General features: G+C 40.8%; 20 protein-coding genes and 1 tRNA gene. 3 read left to right on the top strand and 18 right to left on the bottom strand.

The window, feature by feature from the left end:
- Positions 1-388: 388 nt before the first annotated feature.
- From PSU78_RS03005 to PSU78_RS02980, 6 genes are all read right to left on the bottom strand, one after another.
- Entirely contained in the window at positions 389-892 is a 504-nt protein-coding gene (locus PSU78_RS03005; protein ID WP_300384048.1) for an FxDxF family PEP-CTERM protein, read from the bottom strand.
- A gap of 157 nt (positions 893-1,049) precedes the next feature.
- Positions 1,050-1,808 (bottom strand): PEP-CTERM sorting domain-containing protein, encoded by a 759-nt coding sequence (locus PSU78_RS03000; protein WP_300384045.1) that lies wholly within the window; start codon positions 1,806-1,808, stop codon positions 1,050-1,052.
- 273 nt (positions 1,809-2,081) lie between these two features.
- Positions 2,082-2,984: a heme o synthase gene (gene cyoE / locus PSU78_RS02995; RefSeq protein ID WP_300384042.1), complete on the bottom strand. Its 903-nt coding sequence runs from the start codon at positions 2,982-2,984 to the stop codon at positions 2,082-2,084.
- A gap of 49 nt (positions 2,985-3,033) precedes the next feature.
- Positions 3,034-4,041, bottom strand: coding sequence for a heme A synthase (locus PSU78_RS02990; protein WP_300384039.1), 1,008 nt, complete (start codon positions 4,039-4,041; stop codon positions 3,034-3,036).
- A 2-nt stretch (positions 4,042-4,043) separates the two neighbouring features.
- Complete coding sequence (locus PSU78_RS02985) at positions 4,044-4,655, bottom strand: hypothetical protein (protein WP_300384036.1); 612 nt, start codon at positions 4,653-4,655, stop codon at positions 4,044-4,046.
- 78 nt (positions 4,656-4,733) lie between these two features.
- Entirely contained in the window at positions 4,734-5,531 is a 798-nt protein-coding gene (locus tag PSU78_RS02980) for an SURF1 family protein (RefSeq protein ID WP_300384033.1), read from the bottom strand.
- Between the two features lie 43 nt (positions 5,532-5,574).
- Here PSU78_RS02980 and PSU78_RS02975 point away from each other — a divergent pair, with 43 nt between their 5' ends.
- A complete protein-coding gene (locus PSU78_RS02975) occupies positions 5,575-5,775 on the top strand; it encodes a twin transmembrane helix small protein (RefSeq protein WP_300384031.1) in 201 nt (66 codons plus the stop codon).
- 75 nt (positions 5,776-5,850) lie between these two features.
- Here PSU78_RS02975 and PSU78_RS02970 read toward each other — a convergent pair whose 3' ends face one another.
- The 6 genes from PSU78_RS02970 to PSU78_RS02945 form a co-directional block, all read right to left on the bottom strand.
- Positions 5,851-6,759 (bottom strand): cytochrome c oxidase subunit 3, encoded by a 909-nt coding sequence (locus PSU78_RS02970; protein WP_300384028.1) that lies wholly within the window; start codon positions 6,757-6,759, stop codon positions 5,851-5,853.
- Between the two features lie 96 nt (positions 6,760-6,855).
- Positions 6,856-7,443 (bottom strand): cytochrome c oxidase assembly protein, encoded by a 588-nt coding sequence (locus tag PSU78_RS02965; protein WP_300384024.1) that lies wholly within the window; start codon positions 7,441-7,443, stop codon positions 6,856-6,858.
- A gap of 185 nt (positions 7,444-7,628) precedes the next feature.
- Positions 7,629-9,221 carry a cytochrome c oxidase subunit I gene (gene ctaD, locus PSU78_RS02960; protein WP_300384021.1) on the bottom strand — a complete coding sequence of 531 codons (1,593 nt, stop codon included), beginning with the start codon at positions 9,219-9,221 and terminating at the stop codon, positions 7,629-7,631.
- A 64-nt stretch (positions 9,222-9,285) separates the two neighbouring features.
- Positions 9,286-10,458 carry a cytochrome c oxidase subunit II gene (coxB, locus tag PSU78_RS02955; RefSeq protein WP_300384018.1) on the bottom strand — a complete coding sequence of 391 codons (1,173 nt, stop codon included), beginning with the start codon at positions 10,456-10,458 and terminating at the stop codon, positions 9,286-9,288.
- 20 nt (positions 10,459-10,478) lie between these two features.
- Positions 10,479-10,958 carry a DUF2244 domain-containing protein gene (locus PSU78_RS02950; protein WP_300384015.1) on the bottom strand — a complete coding sequence of 160 codons (480 nt, stop codon included), beginning with the start codon at positions 10,956-10,958 and terminating at the stop codon, positions 10,479-10,481.
- Between the two features lie 310 nt (positions 10,959-11,268).
- Positions 11,269-11,355 (bottom strand) — tRNA-Leu (locus tag PSU78_RS02945).
- Positions 11,356-11,417: 62 nt separating this feature from the next.
- Between PSU78_RS02945 and queA the strand changes: the two genes are divergently transcribed.
- Together queA and PSU78_RS02935 are read left to right on the top strand one after the other, a co-directional pair.
- Entirely contained in the window at positions 11,418-12,470 is a 1,053-nt protein-coding gene (gene queA, locus PSU78_RS02940) for a tRNA preQ1(34) S-adenosylmethionine ribosyltransferase-isomerase QueA (protein WP_300384012.1), read from the top strand.
- A 94-nt stretch (positions 12,471-12,564) separates the two neighbouring features.
- Entirely contained in the window at positions 12,565-13,440 is an 876-nt protein-coding gene (locus PSU78_RS02935; RefSeq protein WP_300384010.1) for a hypothetical protein, read from the top strand.
- Positions 13,441-13,538: 98 nt separating this feature from the next.
- Here the strand turns inward: PSU78_RS02935 and PSU78_RS02930 are convergent, their stop codons facing one another.
- The 6 genes from PSU78_RS02930 to PSU78_RS02905 form a co-directional block, all read right to left on the bottom strand.
- On the bottom strand, positions 13,539-14,051 hold the full coding sequence (locus tag PSU78_RS02930; protein WP_300384008.1) for a DUF1097 domain-containing protein: 513 nt from the start codon (positions 14,049-14,051) through the stop codon (positions 13,539-13,541).
- A 209-nt stretch (positions 14,052-14,260) separates the two neighbouring features.
- Positions 14,261-14,890: a lytic transglycosylase domain-containing protein gene (locus tag PSU78_RS02925; RefSeq protein ID WP_300384005.1), complete on the bottom strand. Its 630-nt coding sequence runs from the start codon at positions 14,888-14,890 to the stop codon at positions 14,261-14,263.
- Between the two features lie 6 nt (positions 14,891-14,896).
- Entirely contained in the window at positions 14,897-16,618 is a 1,722-nt protein-coding gene (locus tag PSU78_RS02920; RefSeq protein ID WP_300384002.1) for a proline--tRNA ligase, read from the bottom strand.
- Between the two features lie 109 nt (positions 16,619-16,727).
- A complete protein-coding gene (locus PSU78_RS02915; protein ID WP_300383999.1) occupies positions 16,728-17,345 on the bottom strand; it encodes a hypothetical protein in 618 nt (205 codons plus the stop codon).
- Entirely contained in the window at positions 17,326-17,832 is a 507-nt protein-coding gene (locus PSU78_RS02910; protein ID WP_300383996.1) for a TPM domain-containing protein, read from the bottom strand. Before PSU78_RS02910 ends, PSU78_RS02915 begins: the two co-directional genes overlap by 20 nt.
- A complete protein-coding gene (locus PSU78_RS02905) occupies positions 17,832-18,710 on the bottom strand; it encodes a YgcG family protein (RefSeq protein ID WP_300383993.1) in 879 nt (292 codons plus the stop codon). The genes PSU78_RS02910 and PSU78_RS02905 overlap by 1 nt, the downstream gene beginning before the upstream one ends.
- Positions 18,711-18,714: the final 4 nt, after the last annotated feature.

Here is an 18,714-nt window from a genome sequence, read left to right as displayed (position 1 = left end):
ATCAGCGGTCACGTTGGACCGTTTTTACTGGTCACGATGGGCCATAATACCCAATAAGCTATTCAGCAACCCACCTGCAGAAGCAGCTAGTTTGTTAGCGGTATATTTAAGATTCATAGCATAAGCGCTACCTAAAGTTACTTGTAAGAGATAGGCAGGCTATAAGATGAGATAAGCTGATATTAACACCAACATAAAGTTTGTAGCCAATTGATTGTTACACTTAGCTCTGTACAATTCCGACCCGCTAAATCTTAGGCTTGTTGAAATACCTAGTTTGTAGCATCGATTAGGATGGGGGTTAATACAATAGAAAAAGCCCACTCATTAAGCGGGCTTTTTTATTTTTTTACAAATAGGTTAATCAATTAACCTATTTAAAACTAGCTTAAACAGATTTACGACGACGCGCTACAAAACCCATTAAGCCTAAACCTGCTAACATCATGCCATAAGTTTCTGGTTCTGGCACTGGTGAAACTGACAAAGTACCTGCATAACTAGCTTTTGGTCCTGTTGCTGTACCTGCTATGTGAAGTGAGTACATGCCTGAACCTAGTGTACCTTCAAGGAAACCAAAATCAACTTTAGCAACACCACCAAATACAGTACCATTAATTACCAAAGCGTTAGTTGCAGTGTTAACTATATCAAATAATGAAAACGTAATAGTTTTACTAGCAACTGAACCTGATAGAGTACCTGTTACATTGCTAAATGAAAAATCTAAAGGAATGTAGTCATTTACTGAAGCGCCATCAAAAGTACCACCAAATGTGTAACCATTTGATAATGTTGGTGTTGTTACTACTGTTGCACTAGCAATTGTTGATAAAGAAGCTGCTACTAAGCCAGCAGCCAAAACTAAAGCATTTAACTTTAAAGATTTCATGATATTACCCCTAATTAAAAATTTGAAAAAAATTAAACCACAAATACTGCTGAATCTAACTTTTTGAAACTAAACAAACTGCTATAAAACTTGATTCCTTAACAACTATTAGACCTGATTAGCTCTTAGCGAACAATAGTCCATACGTACTAACCTACTAAGCCTGCTTACTTCTGCGCGCCATAAAACCTACTCCTAAAAGACCAAGTAACATCATTGCGTAAGTTTCTGGCTCTGGTACTGCAGACACACTAATTAAAGTGTAATCAGATTGATTTGTACATGAACCACCTGCCGCTCCGCATGAACCATGAATTGCAGTAAATGAAAGATCCTTCACTCGAACATTACCGAATGGATTGCTTAAACTCCAAACGCCACCTTTGCCGTCTTCAGCTGTGCTTAGGTTCGCAAAAGTTCCTGGCGCAGCAAAGCCTGTTGAAGTCATCCAAGAGCCAGTATTTTTACCTGTAGCTGTGAAAATAAAAGTTTGCACAGAGTTATCAAGATAAGTAGCAGTGATTTGTGCCTTCTCGTTTACATCACCGTATTCTGGGCCATCAAACAACAAACCTAATTTAAAGTTTGTAATGAATATACCTTTAGAGAAACTAGCATTAATTGACTCACCAATATCAATTTCCCCAGGAGTTCTTTCTGAACCTGTTTTTGGTGAAACGCCAACACCTTGATAACCACCTTGTGCAGCTTTAAAACTAAACTTACCATCTGCAGCACCTACTTTTGCAGAAAAGGTAGTGTTAATATCACCTAGGAAAGTGGTTGAGTAACTACCACCTGCGCCGAAGTTGCTACCGTAGATAGTATTAAATGTGTTGGCTGTAGCGTTAGCTGCTAGCGAAGTGCTTGTTAAAGCAGCTAATAAACCCAATTGTATAAGTTTACGTGTTTTCATGATTCATCCAATATCTAGCAAATTTGTGAAAGCATCTAATTAAGTTTTAGCTTGCTTTTGAGTACAGGCACATACTACTAAATTGGATTTTTTCGACAATAGCCCGTTAGTACTAACGTCAACAATCCATTAGTCCATTAGTACTAACGTGATGAAGCTAGTATGAGAATGGCATGGATTTAAAGCCATTTCGCATCAATACTCAAGCTGAAAAAATTAGCTTTTACAGCATCTTGAATACTTAAATATTCATTTGTAACTAATTAATTCCAGCTAAAACATCCAATAGTGATCTATCAACAAAGCTGCAAAAAGCAGTGTTAAATAAATAATTGAGTATTTAAATGTTCTTTTAGCTAAATCATCGGAATATTTACGGTAAAGACCAATCACGTAGGCCATAAAAATCACGTTCAGAATAATTGCTGATACTAAGTAGAGTAACCCGCTCATGCCAAGCCCATAAGGCATAAGTGATACGGCAACCAAAATAATGGTGTATAGCAAAATATGTAACAGGGTAAATGCTTCACCATGTGTTACTGGTAGCATAGGCATACCTACTTTTGCGTATTCTTCACGTCTATATAGTGCTAGCGCCCAGAAGTGTGGTGGCGTCCAAGCGAATATAATCAAAAACATAATCAATGACTCTGGTGAAACCGTATTATTAACAGCTGCCCAACCTAGTATTGGTGGCATTGCACCAGATGCGCCACCGATAACAATATTCATTGGTGTGGCTGGCTTGAGAAATACCGTATAAATAACCGCATATCCGACAAATGTTGCGAAAGTAAGCCACATGGTGAGGGGATTCACGTAAAAATACAAAATGGCCAAGCCTGTACCGCCTAATATTGTGGCGAATATCGTAGTTTGCGTTGAAGACACCTGTCCTGTTGGTATAGCACGCGCACGAGTACGCGCCATAATCGCGTCAATTTTATGCTCAATCAGGCAATTAAATGCGGCCGCCGCACCAGACGCAAATGCAATACCAATGGTCGTTGCAATAAGCAACGGCCAGTACATGGGCAGCTCAGCAGGTTTGGCTAGGTACATGCCAATGATGGCTGTAAATACGATGAGCGAGGTAACTCTTGGTTTACATAATGAGAAAAAGCTTTTAAAGCTTAGCCCTATATTCTGTATGGTGCTGACATGGTTACTCATTTTACTTTCTCGCTTGTTTTCATTTAACTCAACTATCATTGATTAATCTCTACTTTTTAGACCCAGTTATCTTGGAATTCATTGTCACTAAAATAATGACTAATAAGCCTGCTGTAAAATTGTGCGCTACAGCTAACACTAATGGTAAGTGCAATAATAAGTTAGCAATTCCCAGTGATACCTGAGCGCAAAGCGCTATCAACAAAATAACGCCTAAGCGTTTTAACTGCCAGTACTTTAAGATATTAAGCGCTAATAAACCCAAATAAATAAAAGTGATTAAAGCACCTAATCTATGCGTCCACTGTATGGCAGTAATGGATGCCAGCGTTAATGCACCGCCATTGGCGCTCTGACCAAGATCTCTTACCATGTGAAATGCGTCTTTAAAGTCCATTTCTGGCATAAACACACCATGACATGTTGGAAAGTCAGTACAGGCTAAAGCGGCATAATTAGTACTAGTCCAGCCACCTAAAAAAATCTGCATAAACAAGACTAATAATCCGATGCGTATAGCGACTCTTAGTCGAGTTGAAGTAACGATAGTGGCAGAGTAATGCCCCCAATGCCGATGTGCTAACCAAGTAAGTATTGCTAGCGTTGACATTCCACCTAGCAAATGCGAACTGACGATAGCGGGTTTTAGTAGCATCGTCACGGTCCACATACCTAGCATGGCTTGGAACGCAATTAATACGAGTAAAAAACTCGGCGTCCAAGGTGAGCATTTAATTTCGCGCTTAGCCTTCCAGCCTAGTACGAAAATTGCCAATACGATTAAACCTAAAGTACCAGCAAAGTAGCGATGTATCATCTCACGCCATGCTTTGCCGACCACAATCATATTGCTTGGATAAGCGCTTTGTGCGCTAGCAATCGCGGCTTCACTTTGCGGTACAGTGAGTGTGCCATAGCAGCCTGGCCAGTCTGGGCAGCCTAAACCTGCGTCGGTAAGCCTGACATATGCCCCTAACACAACAACACCTAAAGCGAGTATTGCGCCTATTAATACTAGTGCTCTGAACCATTTAAAGCTTTTTGAGTTTCCGTACATGGTTAACCTGCCCAAGAGTATCTTAATAAGCGAGTGACATCTTTACGCATATCTGCCAAAGGGAAGCTAGCTGGATAACTCATCATAAAATATCCGAGTGAATCCACTAAGTAAATTCGATTACTAGCCATCGGATTCTCGGCCCCAATTTGAAACTCTTGAGCAAGACTCGACACATTAGCTTGTGATTTATTGATGACAATTAAGTCAGGATAATCGTGTTTAATTTTTGTGATATCTTGCGTGTTGGTAATCAACACGCGTTGCGCGCGATCAATATCTTTGTAAAGTGAAACATGCAATTGACGTAAATCGTGTAGTTTATCTAAACAAGTTTGCTCACAGTGATCAGTCACATACACAATACTCCACTTGGCTTTCCAAAACTGATCTGATAAAGCAAAGCCTTGATCATCACTGAGTTCTTTTGGACTATTGATTAAGCGTGGTGGATTAACCAACTCACCTAGACTTTTGCCATTAGGCTTCCAATTGAATTGGTACATCAATATCACCACAATGACAGGCACCACAAAAAACACCACCATCAACATAAATACCTTGCGGCCTTTACTTTGCATCTCTAATTCAGTTAATTGTTTCTCGTTTTGCATGTATCACTCTAATAGTAAAAATTGATAATTAATGATGAGGGTAGTGAGTCAGCATCTAGCTGCTAATATATTTACGCTTTAAGCCGCATTCTTTTCTGCTTCAATTTTAGCTGTACTCATATAAAAAAATATTAATAATGTCGCAAAAGCGAAGCCAAACCATTGATAGGCATAGCCAAGATTGCTCGTAATCCGTTCAGCTGGTATCTGCCAATTTCTTACAAAACCGCCTGCATGGCTGTCTTGGTCTAACTTTATAGCCAACTCTGAAACGACCAATGGCACGCTATGTTTATACTTCGCCATACTCATGTTCTGCCAAACTTGTTGCCACGGTTGGCTAGCAGACATAGAGCCTCCTGTAGATGAGTCATCAGGCCCCTCTAAAGTAAAAATCTTTTTACTAGGCACCCATATCTGGCCTGTTAGCGTCTGCTTGCCTGTAGGTGTATTAAATAAAGGTAGCTCAGCATGCGTATCCTTACCTAATATCCAACCGCGATTGACCAGCACATACTCATTAGCATTATCAATTTTTAGTGGCGTAATCACATGATAACCCACCCGGTCACCCTCGACTTGATTGTCTAATAAAAACTGATATTTTGTTTCATACACGCCTTGCAAGGTCACTTTCTTGTACTTCCAACCATCAATATTGATCGCATTACTATCGATTAGACCTACGGGGAATTTCAATGCCGTATCTAACTTTGCTTGATCATATGCCTCGTGAACAGCTTGCTTTTGTTGCGCTTTGTTGTATTGCCATAAACCAAGCTTAATAAACAATGGAATGCATATCAAAGTGACAGCCACGCCTACTAAAGTTGGCTGAAAAACATAGCGATGCATTCTAAATTGCAATTGTTTCATTAGAGACTCATAATGCTTATTTAAAGATTAATTGGACAAAGTTATGTTAATAAAGATCGTGGTTGTGTTAACTTTAATTGTCATAGTTGGCAGTTTATTTTCTGCCCTATTCTTTTTATCTAAAGACAAAACTGGTGGTGATAGAACTGTTAAAGCACTGACTGTTCGAATTGGGCTGTCAATTTTATTATTTATTCTTTTATTAATTGCTGGCAAATTTGGTTTAATTGGTCACCCACTTTAAATCAACATTACTCGTCATTAGTAAAACAAAATAAAAAGGGCGATGCTGTTGCATCGCCCTTTTTATTTAGATGATTTACAGCCAATATACGAAAATAAATAAGCCTAACCAAACCACGTCTACAAAGTGCCAATACCAAGCTACACCTTCAAAACCAAAGTGATGCTCAGGGGTGAAGTGACCCTTCATGCAGCGAATTAAAATAACAATTAACATAATAGTACCAAGCATCACGTGGAAGCCGTGGAAGCCAGTTAACATAAAGAAACTAGCACCGTACGCACCTGATTTCAATGTTAAGCCCATCTCTGTATAAGCCTCGTGATACTCCATTGCTTGGCAAGCTAAGAATGCAATACCAAGCGCCACGGTGAGTGCCATACCGATGATTAACTGTTTGCGATTGTTTTTAATCAATCCCCAATGTGCCCAAGTAATGGTTGCACCTGAAGTTAGCAATAGAGCAGTATTAATGGCTGGCAAACCCCATGCAGACATCGCATGAAAATTTGCAGGCGGAGTGTATTCCATACCTAGAACATTGCCACCTGGGCCAATTGATGGCCAACTAGCCAAGAAGTCTTTATATGGCGTAATATCAGTATCATATCCAGCTAAATCAGGCACTGAAAGTACTCGCATGTAAAACAATGCGCCGAAGAATGCCGCAAAGAATGCAACTTCAGAGCAAATAAATACGATCATACCAATACGGAATGATTTATCTTCCCAGCCCTTAAACTTACCAGTTATATTTTCAGTTATAACTGAGCCCATCCACTTAAATACCATGGCCAGAATAAGTAGCGCGCCTAATATCATCATCCACTTACCAGGCGCTTGCAAATAGGCTAACTCTTTACTTCTATCTGTCGCTACGCTAAAAATAAAACCTGATGCTAGTGATAGTAAGCCTACAGATATGATAGACGGATAAACACTACCGTGAGGTACATAATATTGATTGTTAGAATGTGTCGCCATGCAATAACTCCTGTGCATTTTTATAAATATTTTAAATTCACAATGGCTTGTAGCCGCCATTTCCTCACTTGAAACTACTTACGCATATTACTAAATCTATTTACTTTCACTCACTGCTGGAAAAAATGAATATGACAATGTCATATCAGATACATCTTTTGGCAGTTCGGGGCTTACAAAAAACCTTAATGGCATTTCTTTTTCTTCGCCTGGTTTAAGTGATTGCCTCACAAAACAAAAACACTCAATTTTTTTAAGATTGGCCGCTGCAATACCGGGTGTGATGCTTGGCACTGCTTGACCAACGACAACTTCATTTGTAATATTTTTTGCTACAAATAACACAGTTTCTATCTGCCCAGGATGCAGCCTAATACTTGTTTGCTTAGGGTAAAAATTCCAACCTAAACCTGGCATTACACTTGAAGTAAACTGTACATTTACCCATCTAGAATTATCAACTTTAGCTTTAGTAAGCAGTGCAGCAGAGTTTTGTGTCTTACCATTTAAACCAGTAAGGCTACATAACACGTCATACAAAGGCACTAAAGCAAATGCAAATAATAAAGACCCAACAACTAACCACAGCAACTTTCGCACTAGTTTTTTGTTTTTTAAATCTAGCTGCTCTTTAGCCGTTAAATTTTCAGGTCTTTCTACTTTAGGTTCTTCAATTAATGCCATATTGAAAACATAGACACCACATACCAAATCAAAGCAATGCCCCCTAACACTAATGCGATCTTTTTATTGCTACGTTTAGTTTGTGTTTCTTTGTCACTCATATTTACCCAAATCATATTCTTGTTACTTTGCAGCTAGGTCCAACTTTAATGGGCCTAGCTGCTATCTTTATTTAATAACTGGACCTATTTAATTACTGGTTGCTCAGTAAAGCTATGATAAGGCGGTGGTGACGGTAACGTCCACTCCAAGCCTTGTGCGCCATCCCACACTTTATCTGTCGCTTTTTTACCGCCTCTTGCACAACTTACAATGTTGTAAACAAATAGTAGTTGTGACAAACCAAGTGTAAATGCCGCAATTGATGAAATCATATTGAATTCAGCAAACTGCAATGCGTAGTCTGGAATACGACGCGGCATACCTGCTAAACCTAAGAAGAACTGAGGAATAAAGGTCATGTTGAATGAAATTGCAGTGAGCCAGAAATGTAGCTTACCTAATTTCTCGCTATACATATGCCCAGTCATTTTTGGTAACCAGTAATAAGTACCAGCCATAATGCCCATAATGCCACCAGCAAAAAGTGTGTAGTGGAAGTGAGCTACCACAAAATAACTATTATGATATTGCGCATCAGCAGCAACGTCTGCTAGAACCAAACCAGTTAAACCACCAATACCGAATAAAATAATCCATCCCACTGCAAATAGCATAGGTGTTTCAAAGCTCATTGAGCCTCTCCACATGGTTTTAATCCAGCAGAAGAACAGTACCGCTAATGGCAGTGAAATTGCCATTGTGCTATACATAAAGTAAAGCAGAGCAGGCACAGGCATACCAGCAGTAAAGAAATGATGTGCCCAAACAACCACAGCTAAAGCACCAATAGCCCATAGTGAATACACTTGAGCCTTGTAACCGTACATCGGCTTACGTGAGAATGTTTCTAGAATTTGTGGAATGAAACCCCATACTGGTAATAACAAAATATACACTTCAGGATGACCGAAGAACCAGAACAAGTGTTGGAACATGATTGGATCACCGCCACCAGCGGCATCGAAGAAATGCGTACCGAAGTGACGATCTGTTAGCAACATAGTCACAGCGCCAGCTAAAACAGGAATGGTTGCAATCAATAAGAAAGCAGTAATCAACCAACCCCATACAAACATTGGCATTTTCATTAATGTCATGCCTGGAGCGCGCATGTTAAACACAGTAACAATCACATTGATTGAACCAAGTACTGAAGAAATACCTAACAAATGAACTGCAAAAATCGCAAAATCAACACCTATACCACCCTGCACAGATAGCGGTGGATAGAACGTCCAACCCGTGGCTAAAGCACCATCACCGATACCAAATAATGCAAGTGTGAACGGTAAAGTTAAAAGGATTGCTGAAGGAGGAAGCAACCAGAAACCCCAGTTATTCAAACGCGGCAAAGCCATATCAGGTGCGCCAATTTGTAATGGAATCATCCAGTTAGCAAAGCCCGTTGCTGCCGGCATTAATGCTGCAAAAATCATAATCAGTGCATGCACGCCAATCAACTGATTGAAAAACTCTGGATTCATCAATTGCAAACCGGGCTTAAATAACTCGGCACGAATGCCTAAAATCATCGCACCACCAACAAAGAACATGATCAGCGAAAACGTTAAGTACATCGTTCCAATGTCCTTATGATTCGTGGTGGTTAGCCAACGCATAATCCCTGTCGGATGTTCAGCATGGTCATCATGATGTGCTACCGTTGTTGTACTCATTGCCTTCTCCTAATTACTCAAACTAAATAACTAATCGTTAACTCTTAAAATTTAATTACACTTACTACTGACGCGCTGCTTTTACTTGTGAAGGTTGCAAAATGTCGCCAACACTATTACCCAAAGCATTACGTTCGTATGTTATAACAGATGCAATTTCCGTATCGTTCAACAATGCTTTCCATGACGGCATGACATTTTTACCATTTAAAACACGATCCAAATGGCTGTCTTTTAAATATTTGCCATCAGCACCAAAAATTGGCGAGGTTGCGATTTTGCTGCCCGTTAAAGCTGGAAATGCTGGCGGAAGTCCTGCGCCGGTCACTTGGTGGCAAACTGCACAGTTTTTCTCATAAACACCTTTACCGTTTGCTACTAAATCTTCTTTCGTCCACTCTTTGTCTGCTCCCGCAGAGGCTTTAGCTAACTCATCTTTCTTAGTGGCAACCCAAGTTTTATATTCCGCTTCTGGCACTGCATCCACGACTATTGGCATATAGCCATGACCTTTACCGCAGAGCTCTTTACATTGACCGCGATAAGTACCTTCTTTTTCAACTTGAACCCAAGTTTCACGAAGAAAACCAGGAACAGCAACGCGTGAAGAACCAAACTGAGGAACCCACCAATTATGCAACACATCTGTAGATGTCATCAAAATACGTACTTTTTTACCTACGGGCAATACTAAGCGATTATCTACTTCAAGTAAGTAGTGCTCATCTTTTTTGCCCTCAAAGCCTTTATCTGTCTGCTCTTTAGGTGTTGATAAGTTACTAACGAACTTCACCCCTTTAGCGTCGCCATCTAAATACTCATACTGCCAGCGCCACTGTGAGCCAGTAATTTTGATCAACATATCTGCTTTTTCGCGCGTATTCTCCATCATGATCACGCTATGGTAAGCAGGAATACCCATAATAACGAAGTCAATCAACAGAAGTATTACAAACGGAATCAGCGTCCAAAATATCTCGACTGTCGTAGATGGCGCCTTGTCAGCAACCGCTTTAAAACCCTTACTTTTGCGATGTGCAAAAATAGAATAAATCATAATAGCTAATACAGAAACAAAAATAGCCATCGAAATCAGCATGAACTTGTTATGCACATGCAAAGTATCTAATGCCATAGGGGTAGCTGGTGTAGGGAAATTCCATGAATAATCAGCAAAAGCACTGAATGAAACCAGCATTGCTGAAATACCTAAACCAATTTTTCTAAATACCTGCATAAAACATGCTCCAAAACTAATTAATCAATATTTTTTAATTTTTGTTTGAGCTCCCGCGCCAATAAAGTACGCTGCTCATCATTCATAAAGTGTTTACCGAACTCAATTTCTTTTCCATGCGAACGAATAAAAAGCCCGCGCTTACCAATCACTCCACCTACACTTGCAACCTCACGCAAACTAACTTGCGCCCAATGCCTTTGAAAAACCGTTGTAGTGACTTCTTTATAATCTCTTTTTTCTACAACAACATTGTCTTTTTCTATCGTAATGCTTTCAAAATCACCTGAATGCAAATAGATGTAATGAAAAGCATATGCAAATGCCAATATTTCCAAACCCGCAAAAGGCAGCACCAACCAAGCACCTATCCGAGCGAAACCGAAACCGACAATTAAAACTATGCCTGCCAGTGCCAATAGGAGCTTAACTCCAGCTTTTGGCGCAAGTGAGTTATTGTGCCTAGCAATGATTTTGTAACCTAAATCAGTGATCGCCATAGACTGCCCTTCACCCAGAAAACTTATTTAGTTAAATTTTCTTACACTTCTTTGACATGCGACAATTTGACGCATGTCAAAAGTATCATAAAAAGTAATCAGGCTCAAGCGAAAAGTTACACTTATGTAACAATTTGGCAATACTTATACAACATTAATGTGATTATTTAAACTTCTGAATCTGAGGTACGGAGAAGAACATACGATTGCTCATTTGCATTTTTAATATTAAAATTCAATGCATTAGCTTAAATCAAGCAGAAAATAGGCAAAAAAAATGACCTACAAAGATGTAAGCCATAATTTTATTTGGTGCCCGGGGCCGGAATCGAACCGGCACGCTGTTGCCAGCGCGGGATTTTGAGTCCCGTGCGTCTACCAATTCCGCCACCCGGGCATTTGGGAATATACATTACTGTATAATTGCAACGGTCGCCATTATAGCAAGCTATAGCATTTATGAGAACAGAAGATTTCAATTTTTATTTACCTGACGCATTAATTGCGCAGCACCCCACCGCAGACAGAACGGCCAGCCGCATGTTGCACCTGAATAGTAGCAAAGGTGAACTGGCCGATAAGATGTTTATCAACTTACCAGAACACCTGCAAGCTGGTGATTTATTGGTGTTTAATGACACGCGTGTTATTAAAGCGCGTCTATTTGGCGTGAAGCATACAGGCGGCAATGTTGAGGTAATGATTGAGCGTGTGATTAATCAACATATCGCATATGCTCAAGTCAGGGCGTCCAGAGCGCCTAAGATTGGCACTCGCTTAACTTTATCAAACGCATTTGATGTTGAAGTTACCGCGCGTCATGACGATTTATTTGAACTTCGTTTTTTAAGCGAGTCTTCTGTGCTGGATTTACTAGAGCAACATGGCGCTTTGCCTTTGCCACCTTATATAGCGCATACAGCCACTAGCGACGATGAGGAACGCTATCAAACGGTATTTAGCAAACATCTAGGTGCGGTGGCTGCGCCGACTGCAGGCTTGCATTTTAACGAGGCCATGTTAGATACGCTTAAACAGAAAGGTATCAACATTGCCTACGTTACTTTGCATGTTGGCGCTGGTACTTTCCAACCTGTAAGAGTAGATAATATTAATGAACATAAAATGCATAGTGAACTATATAGCATCTCACAAACGACGATTGATATGATTCATGCTACTAAAAGCAATGGTGCCAAAGTAACGGCAGTCGGCACGACTGCGTTACGCGCTCTTGAAAGTGCAGCGAGAGTGACTGAGGCTAATGCTAAGGGCAATTTACTGGCGGGTAATGGCGGTACCGATATATTCATTACACCAGGTTATCAGTTTAAAGTGGTAGACCGACTATTTACCAACTTTCATTTACCTAAAAGTACGCTACTCATGTTAGTGTCTGCGTTTGCAGGAGTGGATAATATTAAAAAGGCCTATCAACATGCCATCAATGAGCATTACCGCTTTTTTAGTTATGGTGATGCCATGCTAATTGAGAAGCACCCTACGGCATAAATTTGAATTGAACGATTAAGAACAATAGACTGACTAAACTCAGTCGCGCTTCATACCTAACGTTATATATTAAGTGATAAAAGAAAGAGTAATTATGCGTATTTCTACAGTGATAGTTTCAATTGCATTCGCAACAGCACTGCAAACCTCACAAGCCGCGATTTTTCCTGAAGCGCAGGTTGGCATTAAAATCCCTCTGACACAAAAACCAAGCACACGCCCTATGACTGTGGCTTATATAGCTAGTTTAAAACGTTACTATATTGCTGATGGCGGATTAGCGCCTATGGGTAGCGACACAGAAGCGCCAGTTTCTAAATCTGAAGTTCATGCTTATGATGATGCAGGTAAATATATTAACTCTGCAAAGCCTGGCTATGACAATCGCTCTATTTATTACAATCCAAACTCAAAAAAACTAGAAACGATTACTTATAACATCTCGAGCTTCGGCGGATTTTCACCAAACACAGGTATATATTCAATTGATTTAACTGAAACAGGCGAAGTAAAAGAGACCTCTTCTGATGTGTTCGGCTTTAATCCAGCATTTGGTGACGCTAATACCATGCCTAGCTATAACTCAGAAAAGAATATTTATTACGCCAAGCAAGGGCGTAGCAACAAAGTACTCGTTATTGACTTAAAGGCTAGAGAACCAATCGGTGAAATTAATTTAGATTTAGCTAAAGCTGGCGTAGCTTTTGACGATGTAAGTGATTATTTTGTGGCTTACACAGGCATTAAGGGTGAGGAACTAGAATTACTAGATATTGACCATAAAGCTGTATTGATATTCGATTTGAGTGGTCAATATATTGGTAAAAGCGAGCTTCCCAAGGACTTAAAACTTCGCTCACACAATCACCTAAATGGTGCTGGATACGCTAATGACATGCTATTTGTTTATCATGACTCTGAGGGTGAGTTTGGTACCTATTATGGTTTTAAAGTACAAAAAGCAAACTAAGCTTTACTGGCAATTAAGTCATTAAAACAAAAAACCGCCTTTTAAGGCGGTTTTTTTAAATCTTACTTAATTCGTTAAGTAAGATTATTTAGTCATGATTACTTCCCAAGCATGCCAGCTAATTTACCTGAAAGCATACCAAATATTGCACCAATAATTGTAGAAACAATCACGATCAGTACTGGGTTAGTTAAGTTCATTGCCGTTGAGTTTCCTGCAGTGCCGGCAGTTAAAGCCAAGCCAGCGGTTGCAGCATAGCCGTATACGTTTGCTGGAACAACTGACAGTAAGTTTATACCTGCAACAATCACTAGTACAAACACAGTGACTGCAATAATAACAGGCGCAGCTAATGTGCCCAACGCAGCCAACATATCAGAACTCACTAGATACAATGCAACACCTGCGATGACAGCACCAAAAGACATACCCGCTATTGTTTTTTGTAATGCTGCGTTATCGCCACCAGTATGAAAATAACAACCCCATGCAATAAAGCCAACCCAGACTAACGCAATTGGCGCAGCTCCACCTAGCGGACCCAATGCTAAAAATGCCCATACCCCACCTAAAACAGCAATACTTAGTGCTAATGCAGTTAATTTCGACATACTTTTCTCCTAATTATTATATTGAGTAGCAAGTTTTTCGAACAGCAACGTCATACGCTGGGCTTATTGGAATAGTGCAAATTTTGCCTTAGTCGTATAAACGCTAGGGGCATACTGAATGATTTTTACTGAAATGTAAACTTTTTTGAGGGAGATTTTTGCACTAATCTAGTGCAAAATGTAGACCAATTGAGAAAAAACCCAATAATTTAAGTATTTTTTGGTGCGTAATTCCAGTTTTTGGTCGAATAATCCCAGTTCTTACGCCAAGCACCAAGCACCAGATTAGGGTACTGAGGCTTGCCTAAACTACCATTGTATCGACCTAATGCACGATATAAATCACCATGCTCAATATCAATATAATGCCTTAGAATTGTGCAGCCATAGCGTAAGTTGGTACGTAAAAGGAATAAGTTATGATCTGTTGCACCAATGCTGCGCGCCCAAAATGGCATCACTTGCATAAATCCACGTGCGCCTACTGAGGATAATGCGTACTTTTTAAAGCCGCTTTCCACTTGTATCAAACCTAAAACCATTTGAGGATCCAGCCCCGCACGCGTTGCTTCATAGTGAACGGTACGTAGTAAATCTTCACGATAATTGGTATCAGGAATGCGCTTTTGCAAACGTCGAGACATCTCACTCAGCCAAGCTTCGCCCTCCTCAGGGCTGGCAAAAGTAAGCGTTGGTACGGCTTTATCACTAATGCTGCGCTGCATCATCGCTTTTACACTATTAGACAACGGCTCTTCAATCTGCGCGCCAGCATAGCTATTGATTGAAGCCAAAGCTCCAATCAATGTCAGCAAGCAAATTTGAATATTTTTAAGCATATTTGATTATAGTGCCACTTTTTGCATAAACTCAACTACATTATTCAATGAAACCATCTGCGCTTCCGCATCCGTTCTACCTTTATACTCCGCTGTGCAATCCGCCAAGCCTCGCTCACCTATGACTAAGCGATGTGGAATACCCATTAAATCCGCCTCGGCAAACATCACACCTGGGCGTTCACCTCTATCATCTAGCATGGCTTCGATGCCTGCAGCATTCAAATCCGCATATATCTTATTCGCCGCAGCTGAAACTGCCTCTGATTTATCATAACCAATCGGACAAATTGTCACAGAGAAGGGCGCCATGCTTTTCGGGAAGATGATTCCACGCGCATCATTGCCCTGCTCTATGGCCGCACCTACAATACGTGAAACGCCAATGCCGTAACAACCCATTTCCATCACTTGCGTTTGACCACTTTCGTCAAGATACGTCGCATTCATCGCTTCAGAATACTTAGTGCGCAGCTGGAATATGTGGCCGACTTCAATGCCGCGGCAAAGTGATAAAGTACCTTTACCATCTGGGCTTGCATCGCCTTCAACCACATTTCTAATGTCCGCCACTAAACTTGGCTCTGGCAAATCGCGTCCGAAATTAACACCGCTTAGGTGGTATTTTGGTTTATTTGCACCACACACAAAATCACTCATCGCAGCCACTGTTCTATCTGCAATCACGCGTACGTGTGCACCAACACCCACTGGACCAATAAAGCCTGGTGGACATTTTAAATTCTCGCGCACTTCTTCTTCAGTGGCGAATCTGAAATCATGCAAGCCTGGCAATTTATTCACCTTAATTTCATTCATGCGATGATCGCCACGAATCAGTAGTAAATTAAACTGAGTACTACCATCCTCAAGTGTGGCGATTAATGCCATGGCTTTAATCGTGCGATCTAAGCCAATATTAAGTAATGCTGCAACTTCTTCACATGAAGTTTGTTTCGGCGTTTCAACATCTTTCATCGCTTCTGTTGCGGCAGCACGTGCATTCGGCGCAACCGCTTCAGCCAACTCTACGTTGGCTGCGTAATCTGACGTATCACAATACGCCAAACCATCTTCACCTGAATCTGCAAGCACGTGAAATTCATGAGAACCATCACCGCCTATAGCACCTGTATCGGCTTTTACTGCGCGAAACTTTAGACCTAAGCGATTAAATACATTGCTATAGGCTTGATACATATTGGCATAAGTAGTTTCTAAAGAGGCAAAATCGGTATGGAATGAGTAAGCATCTTTCATCATAAATTCGCGCGCGCGCATCACACCAAAACGTGGGCGAATTTCATCGCGAAATTTAGTTTGAATTTGGTAGAAGTTAAGTGGTAATTGCTTATAGCTACGCACTTCTGAACGTGCGATATCGGTAATGACTTCTTCATGCGTCGGGCCAAAACAAAATTCCCGTGAGTGGCGATCAGTAATTTTTAGCATTTGCGGACCAAATACTGCCCAACGACCTGTTTCATCCCATAGCTCGCGAGGTTGAACTGCTGGCATTAATAACTCTAAGGCACCCGCTTTGTTCATTTCATCGCGCACGATAGTTTCAACTTTGCGCAGCACCCGAAGACCTAGTGGCATCCAGCTATATAAGCCAGAACCCAAACGTTTAATCAGCCCTGCTCGTACCATTAAAATATGGCTTGGCAACTCGGCATCGTTTGGGGCTTCTTTTTGAGTGTTGAAGAAAAATTGTGAGGCGCGCATGGTGGTATCGAATCTGAGCAAAAATCAAAGACCGAATTTTACATTTAATCAGTCATTTAGTCAGCAATTGTTATAATGGATTAGAGTACGGCATCACCGATAGAAAAATTTAGTGGCTACGAACTGGGCTGTCCGCAGGAACATAGCCAGATTTCCAAAGCTCAAATGGCACTATCGTGGCGGGTACGCCATTATCATAAAACCAACTATCCACTGCAAAGCGTTCGCCCGTGGCTTTTTCGTGCATCACAGCCGTGGTATGCGGCCAGCCGTTAAAAAAGAAACTTCTTGTGCGCGTGTCTTCGGCTTCGTGCAGCTTAATCAAGCCGTAGTGTTGCATCAAATGCATATAGGTTGTGGTGTTAATCGCCTCATCATTGCAATCTAACTGACCCGGAAACTTTGAATTACTGAAAGTTCCTGCGCGGTCACCTGACGTACCTATTTTAGCGCCAACTATAGTTTCCATCATACCTACGGCATCAGAAATCTGCTGACGCTCAATTGCAGCATCCTCTGTTTTAAACGCAAAAATAGTTACTACTTGAGACCACTCCTGCGCATTAATGGAAATATGTCTGAGTTCAGCACAACCTCCTCCAAAACATACATCTAAGCCATCTAAAGTTGGTACTTCGCGATAAATTTTTGATATATCAGAAATTTCGGCTGTTGCCTTGAAAGAAATCAACGACAAAAAAACGATACTAGATAACAATAGGCGCATTACTTAGCTCGTTAACATTTTCTTTGTCTGAGGCAAAATGTCGATCCAAATGCTCAGTTATTTTTGTAATGCCATGTAGAACACCAAACTCAAAATCACCATTTTTGAAGTGCTTTTCCATTTCGTGACTGATTTGTTCCCAGCCCTCGCTACCTACATGATGATGAATATCTCGGTCAGCGACAATTTCAAAATCGTGATCGGCTAACAACAAGTAAATTAGCACGCCATTATTTTGCGCAGTATCCCACACATGAAATTTTGAAAAAATCTCAATGGCGCGTTTTCTAGCAGATACTTTTTTAACAATATCAAACGCATGTAAGTTAGATTCGACCACAAAACATATTTCGCCAAAGTGATTTTTCTCACTAGCAGCAATGGCTTTCTCAATACGCAGCATTGACTCTTTTGGAAAGTATTGTTTAACCATGCCAGGCCAAATAAATAGGTGCTTAGCTAAACGTTTTATGCGCTTAAACGACATCACCAATCTCCTGACGCGCCACCGCCACTAAAACCACCACCGCCGCCGCTAAAGCTGTCATTACCGCCACCGCTACCAAACCCACCGCCCCCATAGCCGCCGCTTGAGTATGTTCCGCCGCCGCGAGTTCCGTCAAAAATATAGGGCATGATTAAGGTGAAGACAAAGGCCATGATACCAACAAAAATTGACATCCCTAATGTGCCTAAAATAAACCAAGAGACACCTCCAATAATACCTGCGGTAGCGCCTGCGCCAAAAAGTCGACCTAAAACCGAACTAAGAAAGGCGCCTACTACTAAGCAGCCAACAACAAAAAGCGCTAGGCTATTATCAAAACTCATATTGGCATGACTAGCTTGAGGTAGCGGCGGCGCTAGTTTTTCACCTGAAATCAAGCCCATCAATTTATCAGCAGCGTTGTTGATGCCGCCGTAAAAATCTCCCTGCTTGAAACTTGGTGACATCACCTCACTAATAACACGCTTCGCTATTAAATCTGGAATTGCACCTTCTAGGCCCTGACCTACTTCAATCCGCATTTTATGGTCATTTTTTGCCACTAAAATAAGAATGCCATCATCTTGCTTTTCACGACCTAATTTCCAAGCATCCACCACCCGAATACTATATTGCTCAATCTCTTCTGGCTTGGTGCTAGGTACAATTAACACGGCAATTTGACTGCCTTTTTCCAGCTCGAAAGCCTTGAATTTTGCTTCTAACTGGCTTTGCTGTTCGGTGGTGAGTGTTTGAGCTAAATCTGTGACGTGTGTTTGCAGTGCTGGAATAGCAACGAGCTCAGCATGCAGATTGCACGTTACAAATAACAACATTGTGCAAACTGCAAGCAAACTCGCTTTAATGTGAGTAATCACTTAC

Source organism: Methylotenera sp. (assembly GCF_029945705.1).
GTDB lineage: Bacteria > Pseudomonadota > Gammaproteobacteria > Burkholderiales > Methylophilaceae > Methylotenera.
The sequence above is the reverse complement of the archived record's forward strand: the minus strand, read 5'-3'. Positions and strand labels throughout refer to the sequence as shown.